Genomic DNA, 26,054 nt, shown 5'->3' on the forward strand with positions numbered 1-26,054 from the left:
TAAAACTCTCTAATCAGATACATTTCAAAGCAATATTTTCCTCCAAAAAAAGATGGTACAAACTTGGGGGTTTCAAACTTTTACACGCGATTATTTTTCATAACTTTATCACTAAATAAAAAGGTTATGAAAGAAATATGCATTGTTGAATTTCCATCGAATTTGGGTTTAAAAGAACCTCAACCCGGAAAAGAACCAGGCGTAAAAAAACTGCCAGATTGGTTATGGAAACATAATTTACATAAAATCATTCTTCCTAAAAACATCATAAGGCTTGATCCTCCAAAATATTCAAATAGCCGTGATCCTGAAAATCAGCTTCTCAACAGCAATTCACTGGTGGATTATGCCAGAGAACAGGCCTATTTAATAAACAACTTACTTTCTCAAAACAAATTTCCATTTATCCTTGGTGGAGACTGTAGTATTCTTTTGGGAGCAGCTATGGCTTTAAAGCAAAAGGGAAATTACGGACTGTTTTATCTGGATGGACATACCGATTTTATGGATATTTCGTTATCCGAAACCGGCGGTGTTGGCGGAATGGCTGCCTCAATAGTTACCGGAAACGGAACTGAAAAACTAACCAACATTCTAAATCTGCGTCCTTATATCAACGAAGAAAATCTCTGGTGTGTGGGCAACCGCGAATATGATGATTCGTATGAAAATGAAATCCGCAATTCTTCTGCGACTTATATTAGTCTTGCAAACTTACGAAAACAAGGTATTTTAAAGAGTGTACAGTCTTTTCTTTCGGAAGTAAAAAATAAGAATTTGGATGGTTTTTGGTTGCATATTGATCTGGATGTTCTAAACGATACTGTAATGCCCTGCGTAGACAGTCGAACACCGGACGGACTTACTTATGAAGAGTTCAACGAGCTAACTTCCCTTCTTTTTCAAAGCAATCAATTAACCGGACTTGAAATTACCATTTTAGACCCTGATCTCGACGTTAGCGGACAATACACTAAAGAGTTTGTACAGCAATTTACCACTACTTTTAAAACGCATATCAATCTGGAGGTATAAAAACTTTTTGTCCTGATTTTGTCAAACTAAAAACCGTATTTTAGCTACTACCATTGAAGCAAAAAACACAGCCAAAACAATTGCATCATGAATACAGCGATACAGGATTACAATAATTTACAAAGCAATTCCGATCAGGAAATCTGCCACCAACTGGCGGTACTAATCGACGAAAATCTGCCGGAGGCCGAGAATAAAATCTGGCACGCGCATCCGGTCTGGTTTTTAGACGGAAACCCTATTGTAGGTTACAGCAAGCTAAAGAACAACGTTCGACTATTGTTCTGGAGCGGCCAGTCTTTTGAAGAAAAAGAGCTTATCAACGAAGGTTCTTTTAAAGCAGCAGAATTTCGCTATACCTCAGTCGACCAAATTAACCCATCCGACTTAAAACGCTGGCTTAAAAAAGCACGAGAAATTCAGTGGGACTATAAAAACATTGTCAAACGAAAGGGCGTTTTAGAGCAGTTAAAATAAACTAGCGATGAGCCGAAGACAAAAAAGATATTGGAATTTTCCTTTTATATCTGAAACCAAACTAAAACTAGCCGAATGAGATGGAGAGCCAAAAAATAATACAAATACTAATTTACTTTCATGCCCTGTTTGGCGCTATTGCGCTTGTTTCGGGATTCATCTCGTTACTCTCCCAAAAAGGAAAAAAAACGCACAAAAAACTCGGAAAACTCTTTTATTACACCATGCTTTTATCGGCCATAAGTGCTTTGATCATTTCGGTCCTGCCCCAACATCAAAGTCCGTTTTTATTTTCAATCGGAATCTTCAGTTCCTATTTTGTACTAACAGGCTACAGGGCTTTGCGCTTTAAAAAGAGTGATGTCAACCTGAAAAATGATAAAATCATTTCAGGAATTATGATGATTACAGGACTTATAATGATCCTTTACAATCCGATAGTGCATCAGACCATCAATATTGTTTTAACTGCTTTTGGTCTTGTTGGACTGATTTTTTCAAGCAGAGATTTAATACTGTTTAAAAATAAAACCAGGCTTAAAAGTGTGTGGCTAAAATTGCATTTAGGAAAAATGCTTGGCGGTTATATCTCTGCCACAACAGCTTTTGTTGTTGTAAATGAATTTTTCCCCAGTTTTTATGGTTGGTTTATCCCCGGAACAATAGGAGCATTTTTTATTGTTTACTGGATGAGAAGAGTCGATAAAAAACAAACAGCAGTAAGAATAGAATAGAATTATTGAAGAAAGAGCAAAGATGATAGAACAAAGATGATAGAACAAAGATGATAGAACAAAGACGATTTACTCCTTAAACTAAAATGAAAAAACGAATAATATATCAAATTGATTCCTTTACAAAAGAAAAATTCAAAGGAAACCCAGCAGGAGTTGTGATAAATGCAGATGGAATGAGTGATTATGAAATGCAGCACATTGCCAGGGAACTAAATAACTCTGAAACCGCATTTCTTTTCTCCCCTGATGGTCCTGACTGCGATGGAATTATACGCTACTTTACACCAAATACTGAAGTTCCCATCTGTGGGCACGCCACAATTGCGGCCATGTATGCGAAAGCAATCGAAGAGAAATTAGATTCCTGTATTTTAAGATACAAAACCAAAGTTGGTATTCTCCCATTTGAAATCATCCGAAAAAATGACGATTACCAGATTGTAATGACACAAGGAAGTTTTGAACTTAGTGAACCCTTTAATGAAACCATCACGCAAAAAATGTTAACGGCTTTAGGAGTGGAAAAAGGAGAAGTAGATGAAAAATGTCTGATTCAAATTGCTTCAACAGGTCATTCTAAAGTAATGATTGGAATTAAAAGCAGGACTAAACTAAATACTTTAACTCCAAATTATACTGCTCTGGCAAACTTAAGCGAAGAGATTAACTGCAACGGTTATTTTGTCTTTACATTTGATTCTGATGATAAAGATGTTCTGACCTATGGCCGAATGTTTGCTCCGGGAATTGGCATAAATGAAGATCCTGTCACTGGAAACGCAAACGGACCTTTAGGCGGTTATTTAATTCAAAACAAACTTGTTGCTTTTACTGGTAATGAATTTCAGTTTAACGGAAGACAAGGTGAAAAAATAGATCGTCTTGGAGAAATACAGGTTAAAGTTGCAATTGAAGATAAGAGTCCAAAATTAATCCAGATAAAGGGTGATGCTGTTGTTGTTTTTAAAACCGAAATAGAAATTTAGTACTCCTTTCAACTTCTTAATCTGCTCAAAAAATTAAAATGGAAATAACAGCGCTTCGAAAAAACGACTATGAAGCTTTAAGAACTTTATTCTTAAACGAAAGACAGCGTACTTTTTCGTGGTTTGATCCTTCTGAATTTCAATTAAAGGATTTTGATCGGGATACTAAAGGAGAACTGATTTTAGTAGCAAGGCATAATGAAATTCCTGTCGGATTTATTTCGATTTGGATGAAGGATTACTTTATTCACCATTTGTATGTCGACGAACAATATCAGAGTAAAGGCATAGGAACCGAATTATTGAAGGCGGCAATCAAAAAAACAAAACTGCCCATCACTTTAAAATGTTTAGAAAACAACTCCAAAGCCGTGGCTTTCTATCTCAAAAAAGGCTTTTTTGCTACCGAAAGAGGCCAATCAGAACATGGAGGCTATATTTTGTTTGAATTGAATGAAAATATAAATTAATAACTAAAGTGCCAATACCAAATTAAAACCTATCAAAAAAAAATGAATAACACCGAATTACCAATAGACCTTAAAAAAATAATTGAAAATGAAAAAGTCGATTTTTTAGTTAAAGCAAAAAGAAAATACCCTCTCAAAAAAGCATTTGGCACTATCGCTTTGGGCTTAGGCATGGCAGCTTTTGTAAGCCTTTTTGTTTATGCCTTTTTTGGTCCATTATTAAAAGATGAAGAAGTTCATTTTGAAGTAAACGGGAATCCGGTAACCGCAAGCCTTGCAGATTATAGCGAATTGATATTACCGGGCCTTATTATAAGTTTCTTCGTATTAGCAGCGTTATGGGTAAATATTTACGGAATTTATCTGTTGATAAAAAAAGGAGGTTACATTGTAGGCACTGAAACACGAATGATTCAATATCAAAACGGTGAGACTACTATTACTAATTGGGAACAGTTTACCGGTAATGTGAAAATCAACACAAAAAACAACTTTGGCAATTTAGAATATGAATTAAGAACCGGTAAAATACACAGTAGAAAAAATCAACCGGATGAATTTGTTCCGGATATAATTTATCTCGCAGGGATTGAAAACATTTATGATATTGAAAAAAAGTGCAAGATACGAATCAAAGAAAATGATCCTACACCTGCTGTTTTAACAAATTAAAGTAGATTTTTCAATACTTTCAAACGAAATTTTAACAAAACACAAAACAGTAACGCAACCATTTAATAAAATTTACATCTATTAACTAAACCAATGTAAATTTTAAACCAATCAACATGAAAAAATACTTTCTAATACTTGTAATAGTGATCTTTAGCTCTTGTAGCAGCGCTGATTCCGAAGTTACTCCACAAAAAACATTAGAGGGTAAATGGAGTTGGATTGGTTCCAGCGGTGGGATAGCAGGAACATACGAAACGCCAGAATCAACAAACAAAGTAATTTATCTTGAATTTTCAGGATCTACTTTTAAAAAATATATTAACGGAAAATTAGATACTGAGTCCGCATTTACCATAAAAACTGAAAAATCAATTTTTGGCGGAGAAAAACCAATGATCGTGAGTAATGAGCCTTCAAAAAAATTTGTTGCTATGTCATTCGTATTTGAGGGCCATAAACTATATCTATACGAAGAATGTTACGACTGCTACGGATCAGGTTATATCCGCGTACAGTAATAGTACAAACGCTAATCTTCCAAAAAAAATTCCGCTCTTCAAAAAAATTGAAAAGCGGAATTTATAAATTAAAATTCGCTCTACTGAACTAAAAAAAGTGCATTGCTGAATAATAAAATTCCATTTTCCCAGAAGCCTCGGAAAAGCGGATTATCCATCATATAAATTACCGATCCATCACCCCTTTTGTCTACGGCAAAACTTACGGTCTCGTCCAGTTTTTTCCTGATGTCGTTACCCACAAATCCGTAACTTAAATAACCTTTTGGGATATAAGCGACATTTATTGCTTTTTTCAATAAAGAGAATGATCTTTCGTTACTTTTAAGACTGAAATAAGTATTTCCTAACCCGAAGGCCATTGGATAAGTTTTGTCAAGCTTATTTTCGATTATTGCTCCGGGAATCGAACCCGAAATTTCTCTGCGTTCCGAACCTTCAAAATCCAGAAAACGCTTTTTAAGTTCGATCTCTTTTTCTTCCTTTTCCGATTTCTCTTTGTCTTCTTTACTTGCAAATAAACTCAAAGCATAACCGTCACGGTCCTGAAATAGCGAAATTGCGTTGGCCATAGCAATAACTTTTCCGCCATTTTTTACCCACTCATCAATTTGTTTTTTTTGATCTTCAGCCAATTCATAACTACCGTCTGACAAAATTAAAGTATTGTAGTTGTACAATTTAACCCGATTCAAATTAGCCGTTTCTACTATACTTACCGGATATGCTACCGTTTCATCAAGATAAAACCAAGTTGCGCCAAACTCTGTTGAAACTACTCCCTTTCCGGACAACATTAGTATTTTTGGCGCTTTAAGTAGCGTAAAATTCTCCCCGCCGATATCTTTAGAATTAGTCGAAAATCCTGTACTTATAAAACTAAAATCGGTTTTAACTTTAATAATATTGCTCACAGTCTTTTCAAAATCAGTAATTTTTGGATTATCGGCTCTACTGATAATTAATCCTCCCGGTTCGACCGTAACGGTTCCAAAAACTGCTTTTTTCATGGCCGAACGAACTTTAATTCCCGCCTGATGCAGCAAAGAAACAACCTGTGCCGATGTTCTGTTATTCCACGGAACATAAAAGGCGTAAACGGATTCCGGGATATTTTTTTCTGCAGACTCCACTTTACTCTTTGTTTTGATTGGAAGACTATTTTTAACCGCATAACCTTCAATACCATACGCCAAAGGCAAAGCCCAGGCCGTAATATCATACGACAAACTATCATTTAATTTTTGGTTCGGTTCAAACAACACCTGCGTTAAAACCGATCTTGGCTGATCAGCCTTAATAATTAAATCGTTGGGCTCGATTTTAAAGCTTTCATTCTTCTTCGTCTGATAATGAAATCCGGAAGCACTCCCGGAAGCATCTGCGTAACTAAATTCAATATCATTTTTTTGAAGTAATTCCGTCAATTGCTCCAGTTTAGGATTGCTTTTTAACACATAAGTATTGTAAACCCCTTTGGCTTTTTTGCGGGCATTGATGTGAAAATCTCTAAACCCTTTGAGCAATACGTCTTTTTGTGAAGCGGCACTTTCTACCACTGTCAAGACCGCAGTTGCATGATGCGTTAATCGGTCTTTTATAGTAACATTTGCACCATTTTCCATTGTTACTTCGCGCCCCGCGCCTATTCCGCCCTGTTCCAGCGTTAGACCAACTGCTCCATTATACGTTGGATAAGTATCTCCGTAACTCGGGTAAAACAAATCAAATCGCTCCCTGGTATTGTACATCCAGTTTTGCTTGTCAAATTTCTGTGAAATATTTTTACCCAAAACAGTATAAAAATCCTTTTGATATTGCTCAATAAATTCATGTAGAGGTTCTGCTGCAGGAGGAAAAAAGTAAGGTGAATTGTAACTCATTTCATGCACATCGGTGTGTACCTGTGGCATCCATTGGTTGTACAGTTTAATACGCTGTTGCGATTCAGCTTGTGTTTGCCAGGCCCAATCACGGTTCAAATCAAAAAGATAGTGGTTGTATCTTCCACCCGGCCAGACTTCCATATGTTCTCTGTCGTACAAACCCGGATGTGTCTTCTTACCTGAAATCTCTCTTAACCAGTTTCCATATCTTGAATAGCCATCGGGATTAATGCAAGGATCCAGAATAACAATGGTATTTTTGAGCCATTGTTTTGTAGCTTCGTTTGACGGGTTCAATAGTTCGTATGCCACGGTTAAGGCACTTTCGGTTCCGGCAAATTCATTTCCGTGAACATTAAAACTCAGCCAGACAATAATTTTTTCTTCGGCTCCGCTATTTTTTTTATCCGATAATCCAATTGCCGCCAAATTGTTGTTTCGGATTTGTTCCAGATTGGCCAAATTTTCGGGTGTCGAAATATAATAAACATTCAGATCACGCTGTTCGTTGGTTGTTCCGTACTTCTGTTTTTTGATCGATTGGGATTGTTCAGTCAGATAATTAAAATAATCTTCTACCTGATGGTAATAACTAATTTGTTTTCCGTAATTCGGAATAAATTCTGAAGGTGTTTTTAATTGCGCCAAAGCAGCAAAAGAAATGGTTAACAGCAGAACTGTTACAAAGAATACTTTCTTCATAAGTGATTAAAATTTGGATAGTTGGTTAAAAATAACAATTAACTCAATCCCTTTTCTAAAATCATCAGGAATATTATCATTTTAAATCGTTGCTGAAAATTATTCTAAACACTTAGTTACATAATTTTAAAACAAAAAAAAGCGTCAGACTTGTAATAAACCACATAGTATTATATGAGAGAAGTTTGCTTCTTTTACACCTTTTTCTTCCGTACAAAACAATCCATGTCTTATATGTTAAATAACACTTTTACAGATTTCACTTAAGTTTATGTTTTAAAAAAATAATTTCCTGTTTTTCCAGATACGTAAAAGTAGGAAACGATTACCTTCCATCAGACATTAATTTGTATTTTAGACCTTTTGGAACAAACTATTAAAATAAAAAAACTCAATACTATATTATGGAAGAAGCAGTAATTGAAAAATCGATTTTTGAAGAAATACCAACAGAAAAAATCTATACAGACAAGGCAATTCGTGTTGGCACTTTCTTGGGAGGGCCTTTGGTTGCCGGTTATTTTTTAGCAGAGAATTTTAAAGTTTTTGGTGAATCAGCGAAAGCCAAAAAAACCTGGATTATAACCCTACTTACAACTATCTTTATCTTTGCCCTGATATTCTTAATTCCGGAACACATCAGTGCTAAGATTCCAAATATCGTTTTCCCTTTAATTTATATGGGAATCGCAACTTATTTCACCAAACAATATCAGGAAAAACAAATTAGTAAACACCTTGAAAATGGCGGTGAACATTTTGCCTGGCCGAGAACCATTTTAATTTCGATTATTGGCATTTCGGTTCTTCTTGGCGGAATATTCAGTATTGCCTTTTTAACCGAAACAGCAAACGGAGGTCTCACAGAGTCAACGAAAAAATACGGTGTAATGAATCATGAAATTGCCTATCAAAGTAATATCAATGAAAACGAAGTAGATAAGATTGCTGAAGCTCTTCAGAAAACTACCTTTTTTGATAATGCCATAACCAAGTATGTCTATTTAGAAAAAATCAATAACAACTACGAAATATCAATTTCCTGCAACGAATCAGTTAAAGATGACGCGTCAGCCTTTGGGCCTTTTGTAGTATTAAGAAACGATATGCAAAAATATTTCCCACATCATAAGATCATTCTAAAACTTGTGGTAAATGACCTTGATAATGTAGTCAGGAGAATTGAGTAAATCCAACAATCTAATTAACTAATTATCTAATTATCAAACTATCTTGTCCGATTCACCCCTCATTTTTGTCTCTTAACAGCCCTGACACATTGATTTTTAAACCGTAAATTTGTGTTACATCTTTTTAAAACCAAACAAAATGAGTGCAACAAATTTTACCACAACTATACTAGTAGATCAGTCACCGCAAGAAGTTTTTAAGGCTGTGACAAATGTTCGTGGCTGGTGGTCTGAAGAAATCGAAGGAAATACAGCTCAATTAAACGATGAATTTGACTATCATTACGAAGATATTCACCGTTGTAAAGTAAAACTAATAGAAGTAATTCCGAATCAGAGAATAGTCTGGCTGGTGGAGCAAAACTATTTCAAATTTACGGAAGACGAAACCGAATGGACAGGAACCTATCCTACTTTTGAGATCTCAGAAAAGGACGGAAAAACAGAACTTCGTTTTACGCATGTTGGTCTCGTACCGGAATATGAATGTTTTGAAATTTGCAGAGGTGCCTGGACTAATTATATTGAAAACAGCTTATTTAAGCTGATTACAACCGGAAAAGGAGAACCTAACGCAACCGGAAAGCCTCAGACCGAAAATGAGAAAAAACTATCTGAAAAACCATAGCCTAATCTTTCTCACTCCTTTTTTAACGATAACAATAGAAAACCAGCGCATTATTTAATTGCGATACCAGCTATAATTTTCCTAAATTCGTAGTACTAAAACTATGACTATGAATCCTATTTTAAGAAATACATTAGCCGTTATAATTGGTCTTTTTGTTGGAAGTATTGTCAATATGGCGATCATTTTGATGAGTGGTTCTATCATTCCTGCTCCCAATGGCGCAGATGTTACCACTATCGAAGGACTAAAAGCTACGATGCACTTATTTGAGCCAAAACATTTTCTGTTTCCGTTTCTGGCGCATGCCATCGGAACATTTGCGGGAGCCGGAACAACTGCATTAATTGCCATTAGTCATAAAACAAAACTTGCTCTGGTCATTGGCGCTTTCTTTTTACTGGGAGGAATTGTAAATGTATGCTCTTTGCCTTCTCCGGTTTGGTTTAATATCACAGACCTATTATTTGCCTATATACCGGCAGCTTATCTGGCTACGAAATTGGTGGTGAAAGAAAAATCTTAAAATCTGTTTTTTATTAGCCAATAAAGCTAACACAAAAACATTTTAACACATAGAAACCTAGATTTTTAGGTGTAAAAAAAGAAAACAAAGAGAAATATATTTCTTTCGCATAGGAAAACTATGTGTACTAAAATAAAGTGAAACGCCTTTTTATGCGCACAGTATCTATGTTTCTATGTGTTAAAACAATTAAGCACAACAGCTTAACCGACAATTTCACTAATTAGGAAGACTTGTTTTTTCTTCCAAAATCATAAAGTTATGCTTTATAAATGCCCCTCAAAACAATGAAAAAAATAGGCCTTGTAGGCGGAATCAGCTGGGTTTCCACCATAGATTATTACAAATTAATTAACGAAGGCGTTAATAAAAAACTAGGCGGACTCCAATTTGCCGAGTGCTTAATTTATTCGTTGAATTTTGGTGATGTTCAGGAAAAAACCTGGGCTCATTCATACGAACTCCTGTTAAATGCCTGCTCAAGTTTGAAAAAGAGTGGTGTTGATGCTATTGTATTGTGTGCAAACACCGCACATATGTATGCCAGTGAAATTGAAAAAGAAATTGCATTGCCGCTAATTCATATTGGAACGGAAACTGCAAGAGTCATAACAAAAGAAAAACTCACAACAATTGGACTTTTAGGGACTTCATTTTCAATGGAAATGGATTTTTATAAAGACCGTCTAAAAAGTTTTGGATTGAACGTACTCATTCCCGAGAAACAGGAAACTCGAGATTACATACAGTTTGTTCTCAAAGAAGAACTTGGAAGAGGTATTATTAATCCCGACTCCAAACAGAACTATATCAATATAGCAAACGAACTTATTTCACGAGGCGCTGAAGGCGTTATTCTTGGTTGTACCGAAATTCCGTTGCTACTTAATCAGTCTGATTTTTCTGTTCCGGTTTTTGATACCACAAAAATACATTCTGAAGCCATTGTAGATTTTATACTGTCTTAAAATCAAAACATTTTCTACAATCACTTACATTAATAATTTGATAATTGTTTTTATTTCAGGAAGTTATTTTCATAACTTAGTTAGCTTTTAAATCTTAAAACCATGACTAAGAAAGAAATCGCCCGCGACTTTTTAAAACTCGCCGCAAACGGACATTCGCATGAAGCTTTTCGTCTTTATGTCGGCGAAAACTTTAAACACCACAATGCCTATTTTAAAGGAGATGCCGATACTTTGATGCTTGCCATGGAAGAATCAACCCGAAAAAACCCTAATAAAACTTTTACCATTCATCATATACTCGAAGATGAGAATCTGGTTGCTGTGCATTCACATTTAAAACAAACACCTACTGATATCGGTTTTGTAGTGATACACATCCTTCGGTTTGAATCTGACAAAATTGTAGAGCTTTGGGATTTAGGACAATCCATTCCAACTGAACTGGTTAATGAAAATGGAATGTTCTAATCAATAAAACAGAAAACACAACACAAAACCACTTAAAAACGTTAATGACCACTATTCAAAAAAAATCAGCACTACTCTGCTTTCTAATTCTATTCCTAAACTGTAATTTGATTGCACAGAAGCAAGACAATTTATCACTTAAAATTGATAATATTCTTAAAAATGCTTCCCCCGTTTTTAATGGTGTAATTCTGATTTCAAAAAAAGGAAAAACAATATATTCGAAAGCACAGGGTTTCAGTAATTTTGAAAACAAGAAGCCTTTAAAAATTGACAGTCCATTTGAGATTATGTCAAACGGTAAACAAATCACTGCTGTTTTAATTTTACTGGAAGTTGAAAAAGGGAAAATAAACCTAAATGCCACTATCAAAAAATACCTGCCGGATTTAACCCAATCCTGGGCCGACTCCATAACGGTTCAACAACTTTTAAACCACAGTCACGGAATTACGAATTTACAAAAGCCTTTGGCTTTTCATCCCGGAACCGATTTCAAGTATGGAGATCTCAGTTTTAGTCTGCTTGGCAAAATTGTAATAAATACCACTAAAAAAAGCTATTCAGAAAACGCGAATTTGCTTTTCAAAAAACTAAACATGAAAAACACTTTTGTCTATGATACTACCAAAAATCAGAATATAGTATCAGGGTACACCAATAAAAACGGTGTTTTTGAACGGATGAAAAACTCCAAAATCACACCTGAAACCCTAGGTGCTGACGGGATCATCTCAACTGTAAACGATCTGGCAACCTGGAACGAAAACCTTCATAAAGGAAAAATTCTAAAACCCGAAACCTATCAATTAATGATCACTTCAAAGATTACTTCGCAGCATAATTTCTTCGGAAAAGAAAAAGAAGGTTATGGTTACGGAATTCGGATTATCGAAAAGGAGGCTGTGAAATATATTGGTCACACGGGCCTGGGAGATGGTTTTTCTTCTGTAAATTTGTATTTCCCTCAAAGTGATGTGAGTTTGATTATCTTAGAAAATCAAATGAATACAGAGCCTGATTTGTTTTATGCATCTGAATTCAAAATCAAAAATACAGTCTTAAACAGTAATTTATTAAATCCATAAAAATGGCAAAAAATAAAACTACAGCAACCGAAAGCAGTGTCGTTGATTTTATAAATGCGATTGATGACGAAGTTAAAAGAAATGATGCTTTTGAACTCATTAAAATCATGCAGAATATAAGTGGTTTTGAAGCTAAAATGTGGGGACCAAGCATCATTGGATTTGGCAGCTATCACTACAAGTATGACAGCGGACACGAAGGCGATGCTCCTCTTGCCGGTTTCTCACCAAGAAAAGCTGCTATATCGCTTTATGTATATCTTCCGCACGAAAAAAGAGAAGAGCTTCTATCAAAACTAGGAAAACACAAGTCAGCAAAAGCTTGTATTTACATCAAAAAACTAAGCGATGTTGATCTAGAAGTTGTTAAAAAAATGATTACGATATCACTTGAACTGACGCAAAAACTTTATCCACCACAATAAAAATGATCACACCCTTACTTATTATAGTTCTCGTCTTAGGCATTGTACTTTACTTTTTTCTACAGCATCCAAAATTTGGTAAAGCACCTTCAGGAGAAAGATTAGCATTGATTCAGAAATCACCTCAATTTAAAAATGGTAAATTCGAAAATCAGAACTTTACACCGGAACTCGTAGAAGGTTATGGATACTCTAAAGTACTTTATGATTTTCTCATTAAAAAAGTAGACCGAAAGATTCCATCCGACCTCATTCCTTCAGTCAAAACCAATTTATTAGCATTGTCCCCCGAAAAAGATGCGCTGGTTTGGTTTGGACATTCTTCGTATTTTATTCAGCTTGAAGGAAAACGTTTTTTAATCGACCCTGTTTTCAGCGGTAATGTCTCACCTGTTCCCGGCACCGCAAAAGCATTTAAAGGAACCGATATTTACACCGTGGAGGATCTACCCGAAATTGATTATTTACTAATCACACACGATCATTACGACCATCTGGATTATGAAACCATCATGCAATTAAAACTAAAGACCAGAAAAGTAATTTGTTCCCTTGGTGTGGGATCTCACTTTGAATTTTGGGGATTTGCAAATGAAAACATCATCGAGAAAGACTGGTTTGAAAAAATAGAACTCGATCAGAATTTAACGCTTTACACTACTCCTTCAAGACATTTTTCAGGCAGAAGTTTCAAGCGCTGCAACACACTTTGGAGCTCGTTTGTTTTAGAGGCCAGAGACTTTAAAATGTATTTGGGCGGCGACAGTGGTTATGATACGCACTTTAAAGAAATTGGGACTCAATTTGGCCCTTTCGACATTGCGCTTATTGACAACGGTCAGTACAATCCTGCATGGAAATACATTCATAATTTACCCGAAGATGTAATCAAAGCCATGCAAGATCTGAACGCAAAAAGAGTATTTCCGGTGCATTCGTCTAAATTTTCACTGGCCCCTCATTCCTGGGATGAACCTTTGAAAAAAGTGACCGAATTAAATGATTTATCCGGGAATCCGATTCCGTTAATTACTCCAATGATTGGAGAATTAGTCGAACTAAAAAATGAAAAACAACTCTTCCAACAATGGTGGAAAGGTATCAAATAAACCAGTTCTTATAATTAATATAATAAAAAATGACTTCTTCAATTTACATCGTGCGAAATGCTCTTCCTTCAGAATTTGAAGAAATTGGAAAATTACTGATCAGCGTTTATTCGCAACTGGACGGTTTTCCAAAAGAAAATGAGCAGCCTAACTATTATAAAATGTTGGCCAATATTGGTGACTTTACCAATTACCCGCAAACAGAACTTTTAGTTGCGACTGATGAAAACAATGCCCTCCTCGGTGCAGTAGTTTATTTTAACGACATGCAATACTATGGCTCGGGCGGAATTGCTACTCAGGAACAAAACTCGGCCGGATTTCGATTACTGGGTGTTGCTACCACTGCAAGAGGAAAAGGTATCGGTAAACTTTTAACGCAGGAATGCATTCAGAAAGCAGCTTCTGACAAACGAGAGCAAGTTATCATTCACTCGACTTTAGCCATGAAAACAGCCTGGGAAATGTACGAGAAACTAGGCTTCACAAGATCTGAAGATTTAGACTTTATGCAGGGAGAATTGGCCGTATTTGGCTTTCGTTTACCACTTCTTTCCTAAGAAATTATTATGTAACTCAAAAAACAACTCAAAATGAATACTGCTTTTTTAAACCTACAGCCTGAAATTTTAGAAGATGATTTGACCCAATTAATTCCGCTGCAGGAAAGTGATTTTGAAAAACTTTATCAAGTGGCTTCAGATCCTTTGATATGGGAACAGCATCCAAATAAAAACCGCTACGAAAAAGAAGTCTTTCAAAATTTCTTTGAAGGTGCCATAGAAAGTAAAGGCGCTTTTCTTATAGTGGATAAAACTACAGGCGAAATTGCCGGAAGTACCCGATTTTATGAGTACGACCCCGAAAATAAAACTGTTTTTATTGGCTATACTTTTTACGGAAGAAAATTCTGGGGTACCGGATTTAATACGCAGGTGAAAAAAATGATGCTGGATTATGCTTTTAAAGCAGTTGACAAAGTTCAGTTTCATATTGGAGCAGAAAATTACCGTTCGCAAAAAGCCATAGAAAAATTGGGTGCCATAAAAGTAGAAGAACTAGAAGTCGCCTATTATAATGAACCATCCCGTCATAATTTTGTATACGAAATAAAAAAATAATGAAAAGAATAACTGTTTTCTGCGGTTCGAGTTTTGGTACCGATGAAATTTACAAAGAACAGGCAAGCCTACTCGGAAAAACTTTAGCCAAACAAAACTTAGAACTCGTTTACGGAGGAGCAAATGTAGGGCTAATGGGAGCTGTGGCCGATGGCGTTTTAAGCGAAGGCGGAAAGGCAATAGGCGTACTACCTAATTTTTTAAGATCGAAAGAAATTGCACATTTAGGTTTAACCGAATTGATTGTGGTAGAAAGTATGCACGAGAGAAAGACCAAAATGAATGATTTATGTGACGGTGTCATTGCATTACCGGGTGGATTTGGAACCCTAGAGGAGCTTTTTGAAATGCTTACCTGGGGACAATTAGGTTTACACAAAAAACCTATCGCCATCCTGAACATCAATGGCTTTTACGATTCACTCATTGAGTTGACAAAAATTATGGTAGAGAAAGGTTTGCTAAAAGAAGTCAATCAGCAAATGCTTTTAGTAAGCGATAACATCGAGGATTTATTAACACAAATGAAAAATTACGTCCCGCCGACCACCGGAAAATGGATTGATAAAGCGCAATCCTAACGGTTTAATTTTTCTTACCTCAAAAAGAACCTGAAGAATATTTCAAAAAAAACTTTTCAGACAAATCATAGTGCTTTTCGAACAAGTATCAGATAATCAATATTTCTAATTTTACAGTATGAACTAAAACATAAAATCATGGATACTTTTATTACAGATACTAAAACAATTACATTGCTCCTGGCTACATTATCTACAGGTCTTTTGGCCGGTATATTATTTACCTGGGGCAACGCTGTGACGCCGGGAATTGGAAAACTTGATGACATCGGTTATCTCAGGGCTTTTCAGAACATGAATCGTGCTATCCAAAATCCCTTATTTTTTCTGGTCCTTTTTGGTCCATTATTGTTTTCTTTTGCAGCCGCTTATGGTCATAAATCAGATACTATTCTTCTAAAACTGACGGTGACTGCCGCAATTATCTATTTTGCCGGTGTTATTCTTGTTACCATTATAGGAAACGTCCCGCTTAATAAAATTCTTGATAAAACAGATCTGCTTCATATTTCAATCGAGCAGGCGGCCATTTTAAGAAGTAAATTTGAAGCAAAATGGAACAATCTCCACCTAATTCGGATCATTGCTTCCTTAATTTCTTTTTCGCTTTTGATTATTAGCTGTTTACTAAAAAACAATACAGTTCGTTAACGACAAACAAAACCATAAATTTTATAAATTAGAAGTCGGGGAAAAATGAAACTGAAAGTTCTAAATTTCAGTTTTCACAAGACTCATTTCACATCTAACATCTCACAAAAAAATGAAAACAGAAAACAACCACTTTGCAAAAGCCGAAATGCTGATTAGAAAGCCTGTTTCAGAAGTTTTTCAGGCTTTTACCGATCCGGAAATTACCAGTAAATTTTGGTTTACAAAAGGCTCCGGAAAACTAGTGCAGGACACCACAACCGAATGGACATGGGAAATGTATGGCTTTTCATTAACCGTAACCACTCATGTCTTGGAAGAGAATAAAAAAATCGTAATCGAATGGGGAAACGCTAACGAAACAACAATCGTCGAATGGATATTTAGCCCCTTAAACGAAAATGAAACCTTTGTAAGTATTACAAATTCAGGTTTAAAAGGAGATACCGATAAAATAATAGATCAGGTTCGGAATTCTACCGAAGGTTTTACATTAGTTCTGGCCGGAGCAAAAGCCTACCTGGAACATCAAATTCAGCTGAACCTGGTTCTGGATAGATTCCCTAAAGGACTGGAATAAAGGTGGGAATCAAATTCCAAAACCTGAAACTTGAAACTTGAAACAATAAACACGTCCCTATGGAAACAAAGAAACCCGAAAACATCGATGCCTATATTGACGGTTTTTCAAAGGAAGTGCAGGAGGTTCTGAAAAAAATTCGGATGACCATTCAGGAAGCCGCTCCGGATGCGAAAGAAAAAATCAGTTATGCAATGCCGGCTTTTGAGCAAAACGGAATCGTAGTCTATTTTGCTGCTTTCAAAAATCATATCGGACTTTATGCTTTACCAAGTGGACATGCCGCTTTTAAAGAAGATTTATCCAAATACAAATCCGGAAAAGGTTCTGTGCAATTTCCTTTAAACGAGCCCATGCCTTATGACTTAATTGCCAAAATTGTAAAATTCAGAGTGAGAGAAAATCTCGAAAAAGCAAAAAAGAAATAACGCCGTACAAACGTAACAGCTTTTATTTTACTTATTAAACTTCCCGAAATGCCACAAAACGCCCGACGGGTCATGTAAAAAACATTCGCTTCCCCAGTCTAAATGAACTGTTGGTGTTAATTTTACTCCGTATTTTTCGGTTAGATTAAGTGCTAAAAGCTGATTGTAGTAATAATCAACATCTTCAACTTCCAAAAAAATCATAGTGTTTTCATTCCAGCTTTTATCGTAATAATCCTGCAGATAAAAGGCTAAATCGCCTGTTTTGAAAACAGAAAACTTCGGATCTAAAACACCTTCTTCAAAACCTAAGTCCCGATAGAAACTTCTGGAAATTTCAAAATCTTTAGCTCCAATAAAGGGCCGAATGGATGTTGTTTTGTGATTCATTTTCCTAAATTTTATAAATGAAGTTATAATTTTTGACGAAATAAATTTAAGAAAACCATTCTATTTTATTATCCAGACGGATGAGAAAGTCCGTAAATGATTTCCCAATTTCGGTATTGTATTTACTGCTCAAATTCACAAAAGGAGAAAGAATTATTTTTGTCTTACCAAATTGATCTATTTCAATCCCAATAAATTCTCCGCTTCCATTTGAACCAATTCCAATAGTTCTGGTCATTTTTTCAACTATGTTGTAACCTTTATTGGATTCGATAATTTCTTCCAAACTCCACAGGTTTATAAATTCTACACCAATAAATTGATCAATCCCAAAATAGTTTTTAAGATAAAAAACATAATCTTCCGGAAGTTTTAAGTTGGCATAAAATTCAACATCATCGATTTTAACATGACTATTTATACTTCTCTTCGGAAAACTATATTTTGCAATTATTTTTTCTAAGTCTTCCATAAGCCAAATTCTCTTTTATAAATCTACATTGTTATAATAAATCAAGAAGGATTTATTAATATGAATTTGAAATTATTCACCCGTTTAAAACAGATCTCTATTTGTCAAAACCGAGTTGTTTACGCAAATCCAGATTTAGCCCATATTGTTCCTGAATTGAAATTACCTTACGTGAATTTTTATTAATATCACTTCCTGCATTCGTCCAAAGAAACGGGTAAAAATTAAAAACATCGTCTCCCTTTATTTTTGAAACTTCTTCTCTCCATCCTTTCCATCTGCTTCCTTCATAAAACTTATCCAGGTCATTATTAAAACAGAACTCTAAAAACTCTGAGTAAGTAACGTCCAACTGCTCGTATTCGAGACTATCCGGAGAAAAATAATAAATCTTTCCTAAATCGCTTCCCAGTCCACCGTCATTCAACAAATAAAAGCCACCTATTGCATCATCTGCAATTAGCAAAAAACCGGGTTTCTCACCAAACTCTTTAAATGACTTTCCTTTGTTCCAATCCGGTAGTGTACGATTAAATTTAGAACTTCCTGATCCCAAAATCCGAATCCAGCCATCATCGATTAAAAGTCCGCCCGTCATAAAAACAATTGCCCCCATTGGCGAATGTGTCGTTACCTGCGTTTTGTATAAGGCTTCCTTTGCTTTTAAGGCATCGACAGGTAAAATCTCTACCTTATTCTTTGCCTTTTTAATCCCCGCTTCCACCATTGTCCAGCCGGGTTCTTTTTTATCTATAAGTTCTTCTGTAGTTTTCATTTTGTTTTGCGCGCCTGCGAAAAAAGTAATCAAAATCACAGTAATTGTTAACAGTTTTTGTGTCATTTCTTGAATAGCTATATACTTATTTTATCTCTTATCCTTTCTTCAAAATATTCCCCAGACCGCGACCAATTTGTTCTATTGCTTCAAGGCCTTTTGTCAATGGAGTTGCGGTGAAATCTTCATACGCGTCCATAGCAGTTTCTTTGTGATCGTCTTGTGCGTACACTAAAATCAGATTGTTATCCTCGAATGATTTTTCGAATTTCTGTGGCAATTTATCAAAGATCGACTTGTACGAAACAGATCCTTTTCTGGACAAATTGAAAACAATCAAATCGGTTGGTTTAATTTCATCCGAAATCGATTCAAAATCTTCCCAGTTCAAAATGCTTTTAAATCCTAATTTGGCATTTAACTTCAATTTGACTGCAATCTGCAAAATAGCCTGATGCGTTTTATATTCGGAATAAATCACAATCGGAATGCTTAATTCCTGTGATAATCTACATATTTTTTGCAAAAGCAGGTGGAATCCAACCCCTCTTTCTGAAAAAGGCGGGCAAATGAAAACCAATCTTTTTTCTTCAATAAAAGTTTTTTCAAACCTACAGATAAATAGACATTTATCGACATTATTGATAATTGAATCTACATTTTCTCCGAAAATTTTATCCAAAAACCCTGTTTTTCTTGGCCAGCCTACGATCACGATATCCGACATGATTTCTTTAGAGGTTCTTGCAATTCCGCTGGCTGGATTATGATCAATTCTGGCAATGGTATTAATTTTTACTTCCGAAGCAGAGCCCTGAATTACGAATTTGTCTACCGCTTTTCGGTAATTTAGAATATTAATTTCCGCCTGATCATTATTTGGAACAATCGTTAACAAGGTCACGGGATTGGATGATTTTTTATCTTTTATCAAAAGTGCAAAATCCAATAAACTGGCTGTAGCCGAAGTTTTAGCTAACGGAATTAAGATATGCTCGTCTAAAATCTGATCGCCATTGGCATCTTCACTTGAAACTTCTTCTTCGCAGATAGCAATCTTTTTGGCCGCTTTTTCTGTAGCAAAAGAGGCTACAATACAAGTTATCAGAATTAAAATAATAGTGCCGTTTAGAATGTTTTCGTCTAATATCTTTGCCTTAAATCCTACCAGAATAACAGCCAGTGTTGCCGCAGCGTGCGCACTGCTCAATCCAAAAATAAGCTGTCTTTCGGTTTTTGTATATCTAAAAACGATTTGAGTAAAAAAGGCAGCGATCCATTTTCCAAAAATGGCAACAACGCTCAATGTTCCGGCTACAATCAAAGCGGTCGGTCCGCTCAGGATCACACTTATATCTACCAGCATTCCCACTGAAATTAGGAAAAACGGAATGAACAGCGAATTTCCAATAAACTCAATTCTATTCATTAAGGCCGACGAATGTGGAATTAAAGGATTTAATGCCAAACCCGCAACGAATGCACCAATAATAGGTTCTACCCCTGCTACTTCTGCCAAAAATGCCGCAAAAAACACCACTGAAAGTACAAAAATGTAATGAGCGTGTTTTTCGCTTTCTAATTTCTTAAAAAACCATTTTGCAATTCTTGGAATAACCAAAAACATGATAGCCGAGAAAATGGCCAATGAAACTGTTAGTTTGATCCAGAAAGCCTGGTTTAAGTTACCCTGACTGCTTCCCATAATCACCGCCAGAATAATCAAAACAGCAGTATCTGTTAAAATAGTTCCTCCAACCGTAATGGCCACAGCCTGATTTTTTGCGATTCCAAGTTTGCTCACAATTGGATAAGCCACCAGAGTGTGCGTAGCAAACATACTTGCAGTTAAAAAACTTGCATTAAAATCATAATTCAACAGGTAAAAACAAACCGGAAACCCAATGGTTAATGGAAAAATAAAAGTAAAAAAACCAAACAACAAACTCTTATTTCTATTGGCTTTAAACTCATTCATGTCCAATTCCAGACCGGCAATAAACATGATATACAAGAGTCCGATGGTAGAAAACAAATCAACGGCCGAATTCTTTGCCAGAATATTCAATCCGTGAGGTCCGATAATTACTCCGGAAATTATAAGGCCGATAATTCCGGGGATATTTATTTTTTTAAGTAAAATAGGTGACAAGAGAATAATGAAAAGTATCAAAGAAAAAATCAATACTGGATTGCTGAGGGGTAATTCGAATTCTTGTAAAAAATGCTTGAAAAATTCTATCATAATGTAATTTTATCTTCTTTATACTCTATTTAATTTTTCGCAAAAAAAATGCTAAAACTAAAATAAAATCTCAGAAGTTATTATTTGCCGATTCTTCTAAAAGCTCTAAAAACGGCTTCTTTAGTGATTGTTTCATTACAAAAATACCTAAAAAAAACACGAACTTTCTATGAAAATGGGATATTACGTAATTAATTTTGTTTCGTTGCCAAATTATTAATATTTAATATTTATTTTAACAAAACTGCAACATTAACAATAGAAAATTAAACGACTTTGCATTATTCAATTATCTTTGTCTTAATAAAAATTGCACAATGGAAGAATGTATCTCTGTTTTTGATATGCTAAAAATTGGCGTTGGCCCCTCAAGTTCACATACTTTAGGGCCATGGAGAGCCGCTGAACGTTTTTTGGAAGAGCTGAAAGACGAATCAATTTTAGACCAGATTAAACGTGTAAAAGTCGATTTATACGGATCACTTTCCTTAACCGGAAAAGGTCATGCCACCGATTTATCGGTGATGCTGGGATTAAGCGGGCAGGATCCCGAGTATATTCCGGTGGAAAATATTGCCGGAATTATTAAAAACATCGAAGAACAAAACGAAATCATTCTGGCGAATGAATATAAAGTTCCATTCTACTTTCTTCAGGATATTGTTTTTAATAAAGACTTCCTTCCTTTTCATGCCAACGGATTAAAATTTACGGCCTATAAAGCTGACGATTCCGAATATGAATCTACTTTTTATTCAATTGGAGGAGGATTTGTTGTTAAAGAAGAACGTACAAATGCCAAAATCAAGGAGGTTATTAAATGTGCCTTTCCTTTCCCTATTCAAAATGCTGTCGAGCTTTTAAATTATACCGTCACAGAAAACAAATCGATTTCTGAGATCGTTTATGAAAACGAAAAATCAATGCGTCCGGAGACTGAAATTCACTCTGAATTAATGCGCATTTGGAACACGATGTTAGAATGTATGTACATTGGCTGTCATTCTGAAGGAATTCTCCCAGGCGGACTAAATGTTCGCAGACGTGCTTTTGACATGCATCAGAATTTAATCGGCTTATCTAATTATTCTGACCCGCAAAGCTGGCTGGAAGAAATTAGAAAAACCGAAGTAAAATTTCGTCAGATTCTAAAATGGGTAAGCTGTTTTGCACTTGCCGTGAATGAGGTAAATGCTTCTTTAGGCCGTGTGGTTACTGCACCTACAAACGGAAGTGCTGGTGTAATTCCGGCTGTTTTAATGTATTATCTGGTAATTGAAAACCATGATGCAGGCGAAAAAGAAATCAAACAATTCCTAATGGTTGCCGGAGAAATTGGAAGTATTTTCAAAAAAGGATCCACTATATCTGCAGCAATGGGAGGCTGTCAGGCAGAAATTGGCGTTTCGTCATCAATGGCCGCAGCAGCACTTTGCGAATTAATGGGCGGATCTCCTGCTCAGGTTTTAATGGCTGCCGAAATTGCTATGGAACATCACTTAGGGTTAACCTGTGACCCAATTGGCGGTTTGGTTCAGATTCCGTGTATCGAAAGAAATACGATGGGTGCCATAAAAGCCATTAATGCAGCCGAACTGGCTCTTGAAACCGATTCTAAAAACGCAAAAGTGCCTTTAGACAAAGTCATCAATACCATGTGGCAAACGGCAAAAGACATGAATTCCAAATACAAAGAAACCTCTGAAGGCGGATTAGCGATTGCCGTAAACATGGCAGATTGCTAAATCTTAAATAGTTGCCCCGAATTACACAAATTTCCGGAATTTTAATTAAGTCAAACACTAATTAATGCGAATCAGGGAAATTTGCGTAATTCGGGGCAAAAATCTAAAGTGAACTTCATGAAAAAGCACTTCTTACTTATAGCAATACTATTTTGCTCTGTTTTCATTCATTCGCAGGAACGTTATTTTCTAAATTCAGATACACGTTTGTATACTTCAACCAATGAAACTGGTGATTTTTTAGGTTATTTTAAATATGGAGCAGAAGTTCAGTTGCTTTCGGAAAATAAAAATGGATGGTACAAAGTAAGATCCGATAATTTCTCCGAAGGTTATGTTCCTGAAAAATTTGTTGCGACCAGATTGAACGCAAAAGATGTCAAAATAATAGACCCTGAAAACCCTATTATTGAGGGCAACGACAATTACTATGGCGGCAATCATCTTTTTGTTTCAGTAGCCGGTTTAAAAGCAAGAGCTCTTCCTGATAAAAATGCAAAAATCAGAGAACTCTTATTCACCGGAGATCCTGTAGCGGTTAATTATCTTCCTAAAAACCAAGAGGAATGGGTGAACATACAAGGCCAAATCGACAATGAATATGCAAAATATACACTTAGAAAGTTCCTAGGAAAAAGACCCGATTTTAATTCTTTATTAAAAGACTTTGACAAACTGAATGTCAATGCAATTTCGGAGCGAAAAACAATTGGTGAAAGAATTGTAGAATTAGCCTGGAACAGCGACAATGCTACACTGGCACCTGCCTATCAAAGATATTATGAAGTTGTAAAACAACTCAACGACCCTAAACTTCTTGCTGACACCGAACTGAATATCGCGATTACCAAAGGACTTGCCAGACACAAGAAATCGGAAGAAATTACAGCTTTCAGTAAAAAAGCCGAATTTGTTTTGAACGGTTTTAAAACAAAATCACTCTATTTCTCACAAAAAGATTTGGTAAAAGCATTTGGAAAACCGCCCAAAAAAGGAACAGTAAGCGATGAATGTGGGATTTACCTAAGTGAGCTTTTTTATTATTATCCGAATTTTGAAGCTTCTGTAGACGAAAAACAAAATAAGGCCGAAATAACCAAGGTTTTTATCAATGAAAACAACAAACTTGTTTTTAGTCCAACAGCCTCTTTAGACCACACCCTATCCGAAAAAGCATTTATCGAAAAATACGGAACTTATATCGGAGCTTCCATAAAAAGTCCGCATTTGTATTCTATTCAGGTGGAAGACAGCGAATTTAGAATAGAATTCAAAGATGGAAAATTATTTACCATTGAAATAATCTTCTATTGCTGATTTCAATCTATAATTATTCAATACTTTTACACATTCAAAAAAACTCAAAAATGTCAGTAGCAAAAAAAGATTATAAAAGAATCACAACAAAGTCATTAATCGAGATGAAAAGCAACGGAGAAAAAATCTCAATGCTTACCGCTTACGATTACACAATGGCTAAAATTGTTGATACCGCAGGAATTGATGTAATTCTGGTAGGCGATTCAGCATCAAACGTTATGGCGGGTCACGAAACGACATTGCCTATTACTTTAGATCAAATGATTTACCACGCTTCTTCTGTAGTTCGTGCTGTAGACAGAGCCTTAGTAGTAGTAGATTTACCTTTTGGAAGTTACCAATCGGATCCAAAAGAAGCTTTGCGTTCAGCTATCAGAATCATGAAAGAAAGTGGTGGACATGCTGTTAAACTAGAAGGAGGAAAAGAAATTAAAGAATCTATCAAAAAAATATTAAACGCAGGAATTCCGGTAATGGGACATTTGGGTTTAACACCACAATCGATCTATAAATTCGGAACTTACAGCGTTCGTGCAAAAGAAGATCAGGAAGCCGAAAAACTAATCGAAGATGCCAAACTTCTGGAAAAAATTGGTTGTTTTGGTATTGTTTTAGAAAAAATTCCAGCGCATTTAGCGGAGCAGGTTGCTAAAAGCATCTCTATTCCAGTAATTGGAATCGGAGCCGGAGGCGGAGTAGACGGACAAGTTCTGGTAATTCACGACATGTTGGGAATGAACAATGAATTCAGCCCTCGTTTCTTACGTCGTTACTTAAATTTATACGAAGAAATGACTAAAGCAATCGGTCAATATGCTGCCGATGTAAAATCTGCGGATTTTCCTAACGAGAGAGAGCAGTATTAATTTTTTTTAAAGGTACTAAGGCTCTGAGTTGCTAAGGTTCTAAGATTTTTCTTTAAAAGACTCAAAGATGCAAAGCGGCAAAGGTTCAAAGGTTTCTTAGTTCCACTAATAAGCTATTATAATTTTTCTCACAAAGACGCAAAGTCACAAAGAATCAAATTTAAACTTTGTGACTTTGCGTCTTTGCGAGAGATTTAAATGCTACAGGTTTGAATCTAAAATCAAAAATTACCCACAGTCTAAAATGAAAATTCTTTCCAATAAAAACAACCTCCAAATCCTGCACGAAGACAACCATATCATTGTCATCAACAAGCGTGTGGGTGATATTGTACAAGGCGACAAAACGGGCGATAAACCCTTATCAGATATTGTAAAAGAATATATAAAAGCCAAATACAATAAACCCGGAGATGTTTTTCTGGGGGTAATTCATCGTTTGGACAGACCTACAACAGGAATTGTGGTTTTTGCCCGAACCAGTAAGGCATTATCGCGTATGAACGAAATGTTTAGCAACCGTGAGACTCAAAAAACGTATTGGGCAGTTGTTAAAAATAAACCTCAGGAAACGAAAGCCAAATTAGTTCATTATTTGAAAAGAAACGAAAAAAACAATACTTCCAAAGCACATATAAAAGAAGTTCCGGACAGTAAGTTAGCCAGTTTGGATTATACTGTTTTTAAAGAACTCCAGAATTATGTGGCGCTCGAAATCAATTTGCATACTGGTCGTCATCATCAGATTCGTGCTCAGTTAGCTGCGATTGGTTCTCCTATAAAGGGGGATTTAAAATATGGTTTTGATCGAAGTAATCCCGACGGCGGAATTCATCTTCATGCCCGAAAATTAGTTTTTGTACATCCGGTTTCTAAAGAAAATATCACAATCATTGCCCCTACTCCCGACGAGACAATTTGGAATGCTTTATGATTTTATGATTTAATTGTTAAGATTCTAAGTTTTATCGATTAACTTGCATTGGCAA

The 26,054-nt window shown here is 35.7% G+C and carries 30 protein-coding genes; 25 read left to right on the forward strand and 5 right to left on the reverse strand.

The window, feature by feature from the left end; all coding sequences use genetic code 11:
• Positions 1-126: 126 nt before the first annotated feature.
• From OGZ34_RS20180 to OGZ34_RS20210, 7 genes are all read left to right on the forward strand, one after another.
• Positions 127-1,035, forward strand: coding sequence for an arginase family protein (locus OGZ34_RS20180; RefSeq protein WP_263361500.1), 909 nt, complete (start codon positions 127-129; stop codon positions 1,033-1,035).
• An 87-nt stretch (positions 1,036-1,122) separates the two neighbouring features.
• Entirely contained in the window at positions 1,123-1,512 is a 390-nt protein-coding gene (locus OGZ34_RS20185; protein WP_263361501.1) for a DUF1801 domain-containing protein, read from the forward strand.
• 80 nt (positions 1,513-1,592) lie between these two features.
• Positions 1,593-2,246 carry a DUF2306 domain-containing protein gene (locus OGZ34_RS20190; protein WP_263361502.1) on the forward strand — a complete coding sequence of 218 codons (654 nt, stop codon included), beginning with the start codon at positions 1,593-1,595 and terminating at the stop codon, positions 2,244-2,246.
• A gap of 86 nt (positions 2,247-2,332) precedes the next feature.
• Positions 2,333-3,235: a PhzF family isomerase gene (locus tag OGZ34_RS20195; RefSeq protein ID WP_263361503.1), complete on the forward strand. Its 903-nt coding sequence runs from the start codon at positions 2,333-2,335 to the stop codon at positions 3,233-3,235.
• 38 nt (positions 3,236-3,273) lie between these two features.
• The gene (locus OGZ34_RS20200) at positions 3,274-3,705 is read left to right on the forward strand and encodes a GNAT family N-acetyltransferase (RefSeq protein WP_173964973.1); all 432 of its coding nucleotides are present in this window, start codon (positions 3,274-3,276) and stop codon (positions 3,703-3,705) included.
• A 42-nt stretch (positions 3,706-3,747) separates the two neighbouring features.
• Entirely contained in the window at positions 3,748-4,377 is a 630-nt protein-coding gene (locus OGZ34_RS20205; protein WP_173964972.1) for a hypothetical protein, read from the forward strand.
• Between the two features lie 116 nt (positions 4,378-4,493).
• Positions 4,494-4,898: a hypothetical protein gene (locus OGZ34_RS20210; protein ID WP_263361504.1), complete on the forward strand. Its 405-nt coding sequence runs from the start codon at positions 4,494-4,496 to the stop codon at positions 4,896-4,898.
• 80 nt (positions 4,899-4,978) lie between these two features.
• Here the strand turns inward: OGZ34_RS20210 and OGZ34_RS20215 are convergent, their stop codons facing one another.
• Positions 4,979-7,486: a M14 family zinc carboxypeptidase gene (locus tag OGZ34_RS20215; RefSeq protein WP_263361505.1), complete on the reverse strand. Its 2,508-nt coding sequence runs from the start codon at positions 7,484-7,486 to the stop codon at positions 4,979-4,981.
• 404 nt (positions 7,487-7,890) lie between these two features.
• Here OGZ34_RS20215 and OGZ34_RS20220 point away from each other — a divergent pair, with 404 nt between their 5' ends.
• From OGZ34_RS20220 to OGZ34_RS20285, 14 genes are all read left to right on the forward strand, one after another.
• Entirely contained in the window at positions 7,891-8,676 is a 786-nt protein-coding gene (locus OGZ34_RS20220; protein ID WP_263361506.1) for a hypothetical protein, read from the forward strand.
• A 139-nt stretch (positions 8,677-8,815) separates the two neighbouring features.
• Entirely contained in the window at positions 8,816-9,304 is a 489-nt protein-coding gene (locus OGZ34_RS20225; protein ID WP_173964969.1) for an SRPBCC family protein, read from the forward strand.
• A gap of 109 nt (positions 9,305-9,413) precedes the next feature.
• Positions 9,414-9,830 carry a hypothetical protein gene (locus OGZ34_RS20230; RefSeq protein ID WP_173964968.1) on the forward strand — a complete coding sequence of 139 codons (417 nt, stop codon included), beginning with the start codon at positions 9,414-9,416 and terminating at the stop codon, positions 9,828-9,830.
• A 287-nt stretch (positions 9,831-10,117) separates the two neighbouring features.
• Entirely contained in the window at positions 10,118-10,798 is a 681-nt protein-coding gene (locus OGZ34_RS20235) for an aspartate/glutamate racemase family protein (protein WP_263361507.1), read from the forward strand.
• A gap of 102 nt (positions 10,799-10,900) precedes the next feature.
• Entirely contained in the window at positions 10,901-11,269 is a 369-nt protein-coding gene (locus tag OGZ34_RS20240) for a nuclear transport factor 2 family protein (protein WP_173964966.1), read from the forward strand.
• A gap of 44 nt (positions 11,270-11,313) precedes the next feature.
• The gene (locus tag OGZ34_RS20245; RefSeq protein ID WP_263361508.1) at positions 11,314-12,357 is read left to right on the forward strand and encodes a serine hydrolase domain-containing protein; all 1,044 of its coding nucleotides are present in this window, start codon (positions 11,314-11,316) and stop codon (positions 12,355-12,357) included.
• 2 nt (positions 12,358-12,359) lie between these two features.
• A complete protein-coding gene (locus OGZ34_RS20250) occupies positions 12,360-12,782 on the forward strand; it encodes a DUF1801 domain-containing protein (protein WP_263361509.1) in 423 nt (140 codons plus the stop codon).
• A 2-nt stretch (positions 12,783-12,784) separates the two neighbouring features.
• Positions 12,785-13,891, forward strand: a complete 1,107-nt coding sequence (locus OGZ34_RS20255) for an MBL fold metallo-hydrolase (protein ID WP_263361510.1) — start codon at positions 12,785-12,787, stop codon at positions 13,889-13,891.
• A gap of 29 nt (positions 13,892-13,920) precedes the next feature.
• Positions 13,921-14,451: a GNAT family N-acetyltransferase gene (locus OGZ34_RS20260; protein WP_173964962.1), complete on the forward strand. Its 531-nt coding sequence runs from the start codon at positions 13,921-13,923 to the stop codon at positions 14,449-14,451.
• 33 nt (positions 14,452-14,484) lie between these two features.
• Entirely contained in the window at positions 14,485-15,012 is a 528-nt protein-coding gene (locus OGZ34_RS20265) for a GNAT family N-acetyltransferase (protein ID WP_173964961.1), read from the forward strand.
• Positions 15,012-15,593, forward strand: a complete 582-nt coding sequence (locus OGZ34_RS20270; RefSeq protein ID WP_173964960.1) for an LOG family protein — start codon at positions 15,012-15,014, stop codon at positions 15,591-15,593. Before OGZ34_RS20265 ends, OGZ34_RS20270 begins: the two co-directional genes overlap by 1 nt.
• A gap of 138 nt (positions 15,594-15,731) precedes the next feature.
• The gene (locus OGZ34_RS20275; protein WP_263361511.1) at positions 15,732-16,244 is read left to right on the forward strand and encodes an anthrone oxygenase family protein; all 513 of its coding nucleotides are present in this window, start codon (positions 15,732-15,734) and stop codon (positions 16,242-16,244) included.
• Between the two features lie 112 nt (positions 16,245-16,356).
• The gene (locus tag OGZ34_RS20280; protein ID WP_263361512.1) at positions 16,357-16,824 is read left to right on the forward strand and encodes an SRPBCC family protein; all 468 of its coding nucleotides are present in this window, start codon (positions 16,357-16,359) and stop codon (positions 16,822-16,824) included.
• A gap of 59 nt (positions 16,825-16,883) precedes the next feature.
• Positions 16,884-17,252, forward strand: a complete 369-nt coding sequence (locus OGZ34_RS20285) for an iron chaperone (RefSeq protein ID WP_263361513.1) — start codon at positions 16,884-16,886, stop codon at positions 17,250-17,252.
• A gap of 27 nt (positions 17,253-17,279) precedes the next feature.
• Here the strand turns inward: OGZ34_RS20285 and OGZ34_RS20290 are convergent, their stop codons facing one another.
• From OGZ34_RS20290 to OGZ34_RS20305, 4 genes are all read right to left on the reverse strand, one after another.
• Entirely contained in the window at positions 17,280-17,642 is a 363-nt protein-coding gene (locus OGZ34_RS20290; RefSeq protein ID WP_263361514.1) for a VOC family protein, read from the reverse strand.
• 46 nt (positions 17,643-17,688) lie between these two features.
• Positions 17,689-18,114 carry an SMI1/KNR4 family protein gene (locus OGZ34_RS20295; RefSeq protein WP_263361515.1) on the reverse strand — a complete coding sequence of 142 codons (426 nt, stop codon included), beginning with the start codon at positions 18,112-18,114 and terminating at the stop codon, positions 17,689-17,691.
• 97 nt (positions 18,115-18,211) lie between these two features.
• Positions 18,212-18,889, reverse strand: coding sequence for a DUF2625 domain-containing protein (locus OGZ34_RS20300; protein ID WP_263361516.1), 678 nt, complete (start codon positions 18,887-18,889; stop codon positions 18,212-18,214).
• A 97-nt stretch (positions 18,890-18,986) separates the two neighbouring features.
• Positions 18,987-21,134, reverse strand: coding sequence for a cation:proton antiporter (locus OGZ34_RS20305; RefSeq protein WP_173964953.1), 2,148 nt, complete (start codon positions 21,132-21,134; stop codon positions 18,987-18,989).
• Between the two features lie 317 nt (positions 21,135-21,451).
• On the opposite strand from OGZ34_RS20305, the gene OGZ34_RS20310 reads away from it, so the two are divergent.
• The 4 genes from OGZ34_RS20310 to OGZ34_RS20325 all read left to right on the forward strand — a co-directional run bounded on the left by OGZ34_RS20310 (position 21,452) and on the right by OGZ34_RS20325 (position 25,999).
• The gene (locus OGZ34_RS20310; protein WP_263361517.1) at positions 21,452-22,879 is read left to right on the forward strand and encodes an L-serine ammonia-lyase; all 1,428 of its coding nucleotides are present in this window, start codon (positions 21,452-21,454) and stop codon (positions 22,877-22,879) included.
• 117 nt (positions 22,880-22,996) lie between these two features.
• A complete protein-coding gene (locus OGZ34_RS20315) occupies positions 22,997-24,196 on the forward strand; it encodes an SH3 domain-containing protein (RefSeq protein WP_263361518.1) in 1,200 nt (399 codons plus the stop codon).
• 50 nt (positions 24,197-24,246) lie between these two features.
• Positions 24,247-25,065: a 3-methyl-2-oxobutanoate hydroxymethyltransferase gene (panB, locus tag OGZ34_RS20320; RefSeq protein ID WP_173964950.1), complete on the forward strand. Its 819-nt coding sequence runs from the start codon at positions 24,247-24,249 to the stop codon at positions 25,063-25,065.
• Positions 25,066-25,309: 244 nt separating this feature from the next.
• Positions 25,310-25,999, forward strand: a complete 690-nt coding sequence (locus tag OGZ34_RS20325) for an RluA family pseudouridine synthase (RefSeq protein WP_263361519.1) — start codon at positions 25,310-25,312, stop codon at positions 25,997-25,999.
• Positions 26,000-26,054: the final 55 nt, after the last annotated feature.

The sequence above is a fragment of the Flavobacterium collinsii genome, assembly GCF_946903285.1.
Classification (GTDB): Bacteria; Bacteroidota; Bacteroidia; order Flavobacteriales; family Flavobacteriaceae; genus Flavobacterium; species Flavobacterium collinsii.